This window comes from Streptomyces sp. NPDC003300 (assembly GCF_040610915.1).
Classification (GTDB): Bacteria; Actinomycetota; Actinomycetes; order Streptomycetales; family Streptomycetaceae; genus Actinacidiphila.
Genome location: NZ_JBEXNE010000026.1, coordinates 92,524 through 98,851, shown reverse-complemented (window position 1 = coordinate 98,851; position 6,328 = coordinate 92,524). Strand labels below are relative to the sequence as shown.

Annotated in this window: 4 protein-coding genes; all 4 read left to right on the top strand. The window is 72.1% G+C overall.

Annotated elements, in window-relative coordinates; translation table 11 throughout:
- Positions 1 to 277 precede the first annotated feature (277 nt).
- The 4 genes from ABZX65_RS29940 to ABZX65_RS29925 all read left to right on the top strand — a co-directional run bounded on the left by ABZX65_RS29940 (position 278) and on the right by ABZX65_RS29925 (position 6,323).
- Complete coding sequence (locus ABZX65_RS29940) at positions 278 to 1,279, top strand: sugar ABC transporter permease (protein WP_355346817.1); 1,002 nt, start codon at positions 278 to 280, stop codon at positions 1,277 to 1,279.
- On the top strand, positions 1,276 to 2,148 hold the full coding sequence (locus ABZX65_RS29935; RefSeq protein ID WP_188285249.1) for a carbohydrate ABC transporter permease: 873 nt from the start codon (positions 1,276 to 1,278) through the stop codon (positions 2,146 to 2,148). The genes ABZX65_RS29940 and ABZX65_RS29935 overlap by 4 nt, the downstream gene beginning before the upstream one ends.
- A gap of 2 nt (positions 2,149 to 2,150) precedes the next feature.
- Positions 2,151 to 4,841, top strand: a complete 2,691-nt coding sequence (locus tag ABZX65_RS29930; protein ID WP_355346813.1) for a glycoside hydrolase family 3 C-terminal domain-containing protein — start codon at positions 2,151 to 2,153, stop codon at positions 4,839 to 4,841.
- A gap of 201 nt (positions 4,842 to 5,042) precedes the next feature.
- Entirely contained in the window at positions 5,043 to 6,323 is a 1,281-nt protein-coding gene (locus tag ABZX65_RS29925; protein WP_355346810.1) for an alpha-L-fucosidase, read from the top strand.
- Positions 6,324 to 6,328: the final 5 nt, after the last annotated feature.

Sequence of the window (6,328 nt, the reverse complement as noted above, 5' to 3'; positions counted from 1 at the left end):
TCCCGCGTACTGGCCAGGATCTCCGCGATGTGCACCGGGCGGATGGCGGTGCGCTGCCGGGACATCGTGCCGTCCATCCCGAGCGGGCCGCGCGGACGGTGGGGCACGACGGGAGCCGGCCCCGAACGTGAGGTCCTCAGATCCTCCGGGTTCCTGACCGCCCCGAGGTTCCCGTTCCGGGCCGCTCGCGCCACTCGACGGGCCGGCGGGGGTTGCGCACCCTTCCCACTCCCCGCCCACCGCGTACCCCCGCCGGCCACCAACCAGGAGCAGATGCATGGCCGTCTCGACCGGCACCCCGCCCGCCGCCTCGCAGGACAATCCCTCGCCCGGAAAGACGGCGCCCGACTTCGCCCCCGCCAAGGGGGCCCGCTGGCACCGGGCCGAGCGGCGCCTGTCGCCGTACTTCTACATCTCGCCGTTCTTCCTCGTCTTCGGCGTCTTCGGCCTGTTCCCGCTGCTCTACACGGCGTATGTGTCGCTCACCGCCTGGCGGGCCGACACCGACGGCAGCAGGCACACCTTCGTCGGCCTCGACAACTACCGCACTCTGCTGCACGACCAGTTCTTCTGGAACGCGCTGCGCAACACCCTCGGCATCGGCGTGCTCTCCACCGTCCCGCAACTGCTGCTCGCGCTGGGCCTGGCCCACCTGCTCAACTACCGCCTGCGGGGCCGCACTTTCATCCGGATGGGCGTGCTGCTGCCCAACGTCACCTCGGTCGCGGCCGTCACGATCATCTTCGTCCAGCTCTTCGGCCGCGACTTCGGCCTGGTCAACTGGTTCCTCGGCCTCTTCGGCGTCCCGCACACCGACTGGCAGGCGGGCACCTGGTCCTCCTGGATCGGCATCTCCACCATCGTCACCTGGCGCTGGACCGGCTACAACGCGCTGATCTACCTCGCCGCGATGCAGGCCGTCCCCTTCGAGCTGTACGAGGCCGCCGCGATCGACGGGGCCAGCCGGTGGCGGCAGTTCAGGTCCATCACCATCCCGGTGCTGCGCCCCACCATCTTGTTCACCGTCATCACCTCGACCATCGGCGCGCTCCAGATGTTCGGCGAGCCACTGCTGTTCAGCGCGAGCCAGACCCCGATGGCGGGCGGCTCGCAGCACCAGTTCCAGACGATGGCGCTGTACTCGTACGACCAGTTCTGGGGGAAGTTCAAATACGGCTACGGCGCCGCGATCTCCTGGGCGATGTTCCTGGTCATCGTCGTGATCGTCGCCGTCAACTTCCTTCTGGCCCGCCGCATGAAGGGAGTCGAGGCCGCATGACCACCCTGCCGCTCACCAAGCGCCCCCGCCGCCGGTCCGGCCGGGACCGTCAGCTCTCGGCCGGCAAGGGCGTCTACGTCGCGCTCGCCGTCGTCGTCGGACTCTCGGTCTTCCCGCTGTACTGGACGCTGGTCGCCGCCTCGCGGGACAACGCCGCGCTCAGCCAGGTGCCGCCCGCGCTGCTGCCCGGCAGCCACCTCCTGTCCAACCTGCGCCGGGCGTTCGATCAGGCCGACATGCAACTGGCCCTGGTCAACTCGCTGATCGTGGCCGGCACGGTCACCGTCTCGGTGGTGCTGACCTCCACGCTCGCCGGATTCGCCTTCGCCAAGCTGCGGTTCCCCGGCCGGAGTCCGCTGCTGGGCTCCGTGGTGGCGACGATGATGGTCCCCACCCAGCTCGGCATCATCCCGCTCTACATCATGATGGCGAACTGGCTGCACTGGGCGAACCACCTCCAGGCGCTCATCGTGCCCGCCGCCGCCAACGCCTTCGGCGTGTTCTTCATGCGGCAGTACCTGGTCACGGCCATCCCCGACGAACTGCTCGACGCGGGCCGGATGGACGGCTGCACGACCCGGGGCCTGTACTGGCACATCGCACTGCCCGCCGCCCGCCCGGCGATGGCGGTGCTCGGCATGCTCACCTTCATGGCCAGTTGGAACGACTTCTACTGGCCCAAGGTGGTCATGACCCAGCAGAACCCCACGGTGCAGCTCTCGCTGTCCGAACTGGCCAGCGGCTACATCCAGGACTACTCCCTGGTGCTCACCGGGGCGCTCGTCTCCAGCCTGCCGATCATCGCGGTCTTCCTGCTGATGGGCCGTCAAATCCTGGACGGCATCATGCAGGGGGCCATGAAGGGATGACCATGATCACTCCCGAGTCCGAGTCCCTGCCCCTTCCCGGGCCCGCGACGCTGTCCGATCCCGCGTCGGGGAACGGGTCGGGGCCCGCGCCGGGGTCCGCGTCACAGCCCGCGTCGGAGGCGGAACCCGCCCCGTCCGACGCGGAGTTGGACGCGCTCGTCGCCAAGCTCGACCTCCCCGCCAAGGTCCGGCTGCTCTCCGGCGCCAGTTCCTTCAGGACGCAGGGCGAACCGGCCGTCGGCCTGCGGGAGATGGGCGTGTCCGACGGGCCCGCGGGCGTACGCGGCGAGCGCTGGGACGAACGCGACACCGCGCTCGTCCTGCCGTCGCCGACCGCGCTCGCGGCGAGCTGGGACGAGGAACTCGTCGCCGAACTGGGCGGTCTGCTCGCCGCGGAGGCCCGCCGCAAGCGGATCGACATCATGCTCGCCCCCACCCTCAACCTGCACAGGACCCCGGCGGCCGGACGGCACTTCGAGTGCTACTCCGAGGACCCGCTGCTCACCGGACGCACGGCCGCCGCGTACATCCGCGGCGTCCAGGCCGGCGGCGTCGCGGCCACCGCCAAGCACTATGTGGCGAACGACTCGGAGACCGAACGTCTGACGCTGGACGCCCGCGTCGACGAACGCACCCTGCGCGAGGTGTACATGGCGCCCTTCGAGGCCGCGGTGCGCGCGGGCGTGTGGGTGGTGATGTCCGCGTACAACGCGGTCAACGGCGTCACCATGTCCGAGAGCCCGCTGCTGGCCGAACCGCTCAAGGGCACCTGGGGCTTCGACGGGGTCGTGGTCTCCGACTGGGGCGCGGTCCGGTCCACCGAGGAGTCGGCGCTCGCCCCGCAGGACCTCGCGATGCCGGGGCCGCACCCGCTGTGGGGCGAGCCGCTGGTGGCGGCGGTCCGCGAGGGCCGGGTGCCCGAGACGGTGATCGACGACAAGGTCCGCCGATTCCTGCGGCTCGCCGCACGGGTCGGTGCGCTGGAGGGCTTCCAGGGGACCTTGTCACCCCTGGAAGCCCACGGCGAAACACGAGCGACCCCTCCGGCGACCGCCGCGCCGGTCGTGTCCGACGACGCCCGCGCCCTGCTGCGCCGCGCGGTCGCCGCCGCGAGCGTCCTGCTGCGCAACGAGGGCGGGCTGCTGCCGCTCGACCCGGCCCCCGGACGAGGGACCGGCCAGGACGGTCCGGACGGCGGGCCGCCGCGGATCGCCGTACTCGGCCCGAACGCCGCCGCCGCGCGCGTCCAGGGCGGCGGCAGCGCGGGCGTCTTCCCGATCGAGGTCGTCTCGCCGCTCGACGGCATCAGGGACGCGGTCGGCGACAGCGCCGAGGTCGTGCACGCCGAGGGCGTCGTCCTCACCACCCGCCCGACCCCGCTGCACAGCGGCAACTCCCGCGACCCGCGCAGCGGCGCACCCGGCGTCCTGGTCCGCTACCTCGCCGCCGACGGCGCCGAGATCCACGCCGAGCACCGGCTCAGCGGCCGGATCCTGGAGTCGGGCGACGCGCCGGAACTCGCCGCCACCGCGGCGGCCGTCGAGGTCAGCGCCCTGGTCACACCGGATGTCACGGGGGAGTGGCGGTTCGCCGTCGTCGGCCTCGGCGCGGTCACCCTGCGGGCGGACGGCGAGACGCTGATCGACACCTATGTGCGACCCGAATCGCGGGACCCCACATATGTCCATGTCACACCGTCCTTCCGGGTGGCGTCCCGGCAGGTGACGGCGGGCGGTGAACTGCTGCTGGTCGCCACCCGGCACTGGGAGGCGGACGACGGCTTCGCGGTCGCGCTGGCCGCCGACCCGCCGCGCCGCGACGAGGACGAGTCGATCGCCGAGGCCGTGGCGCTGGCCCGCGACGCGGACGTGGCCGTCGTGGTCGTCGGCACCACCGACGAGATCGAGAGCGAGGGCTTCGACCGTACGTCGCTCGCGCTCCCCGGCCGCCAGGACGAACTCGTCGCCGCGGTCGCCGCCGCCAACCCCCGTACCGTGGTGATCGTCAACTCCGGCGGACCGGTCGAACTGCCCTGGCGGGAGAGCGTCCCCGCGGTGCTGCTGAGCTGGTTCCCCGGCCAGGAGGCCGGACACGGCCTGGCCGACGTACTGTTCGGCCACGCCGAGCCCGGCGGGCGGCTGCCCACCACCTGGGCCGGACTCGCCGAGGGCGCGCCCCTGCCGTCCACCACTCCCGCCGACGGAGTGCTGCCGTACGAGGAAGGGCCGTATATCGGCCATCGTGCGTGGCGCAGGGCGGGCGCGGAACCCGCGTACTGGTTCGGTCACGGGCTCGGCTACACCACCTGGGACTACCGGTTGCTGGACGTGCCCGAGGCGGTGGAGGAGACCTCGGGCCACGGCGAAGCCGCAGGTGAGGATGGGGAACGGGACATCGTGGTACGGGTCGCGCTGCGCAACACCGGGGCGCGTGCCGGCCGCGAGGTCGTCCAGGTCTACCTCGGCACCGGGCCCGACGGCGACTATGACAACGGTGGACCGCGACTGGCCGGATTTACCGCGGTCCGGGCCGAGCCCGGTGAGGATGTCGTGGCGGAAGTTCACGTGGCAGCACGGTCGTTCCAGCGGTGGTCACCCGCGGAAGGACGCTGGCGGAGCCGCCCGGCCCCGTACACGCTGTACGCCGGGCCCACGGCCGCCCGGCTGCCGCTCTCCGCGCCACTGGCGTTCTGAGAGAACGCACCGAGACCGGGGCGCCCCCCTCACCTGACAGTCGGGGGCGTCCCCCGGGCACACTCCGGCCCGGTCCTGATCAGGTGGAGCCTGGGGGTTCCTGAGGGATCCTGAGGGGGATTGATTGCCCGGACCGGCGAACCGTAAGGTCAACGCGTCCCGGCAACACATCCGATGTATCGTCTCGCGAGGACGCGCCCCATGCCCATGCAGCCCTGGTTCGCCGACGCCAAGCTCGGCATCTTCATCCACTACGGGATCTACGCCGTCGACGGCGTCCCCGAGTCGTGGTCCTTCTACACCGGGCAGGTCACCCGGGAGCGGTACATGAAGCAGCTCGCGGGGTTCACCGCCGCCGCGTACGAACCGGACGACTGGGCGCGGCTGTTCGCCCGCGCCGGCGCCCGCTACGCCGTGCTGACGGCCCGTCACCACGACGGCGTGGCCCTGTGGGACACCGCCCGCGAGGACGGCCTGTCCGTCACCCGCGACACCCCCGCGGGTCGCGACCTGCTCGGCGGCTACGCCGACGCGCTGCGCGCCGAAGGGCTCAAGGTCGGCTTCTACTACTCCCACTCCGACTGGTCGCACCCCGACTACCCGTCCGTCCGGCACCCCGACCCCGACCCGCTCCAGGCCGCCGTCAACGACAACCCGCTCAGCGCCCCCGCACCGGGCGCGGAGGACCCCGCCGCCTGGCGGCGCTACCTCGGCTACCGCGACGCCCAGGTCGTGGAACTGGCCGAGCGGTACCGCCCCGACCTGCTGTGGTTCGACGGCGAGTGGGAGCGCGCCGAGGAGCAGTGGGGTATCGACACGCTGGCCGACGCCGTCCTCGCGGTCAACCCCGAGACGGTCTTCAACGCCCGGATGTTCAGCCGCGGCGACTACGCGACCCCCGAGCAGGGCGTCCCGCTCCAGGCCCCCGACGGCCCCTGGGAGCTGTGCCTGACCGTCAACGACTCCTGGGGCTACCAGGGCCACGACGACCACCAGAAGTCGGTCGGCCAGCTCGTGCGCTACTTCACCGAGACGATCGGCGCGGGCGGCAACCTGCTGCTGGACGTGGGCCCGCGCGAGGACGGCACGATCACCGCGGAGCAGGCGGCCCGCCTCGAAGGGCTCGGCGACTGGATCGCCCGGCACTCCGCCGCCGTCTACGGCACCGTCGCCGGACTCCCGGCCGGTCACCACTACGGTCCGAGCACCCTCTCCGCCGACCGCCGCACCCTCTACCTGACCTGCTTCGACGCCCCGCGTGAGACGGTCTCACTGCGCGGCCTGCGCAACGCCGTACGCCGCGTGACCGTGGTGGGCACCGGTGCCGAACTCGGCCACGAGGTCACCGGCGGCCTGCACGACGTACCGGGAGTGCTGTGGATCGACGCGCCCTCGGCGGGCGACGTGGACGAGCACGCCACCGTGCTGGCCGTGGAACTGGACGGCGAACTCGACCTCTACCGGGGGACGGGACGGGTGTGAGGAGT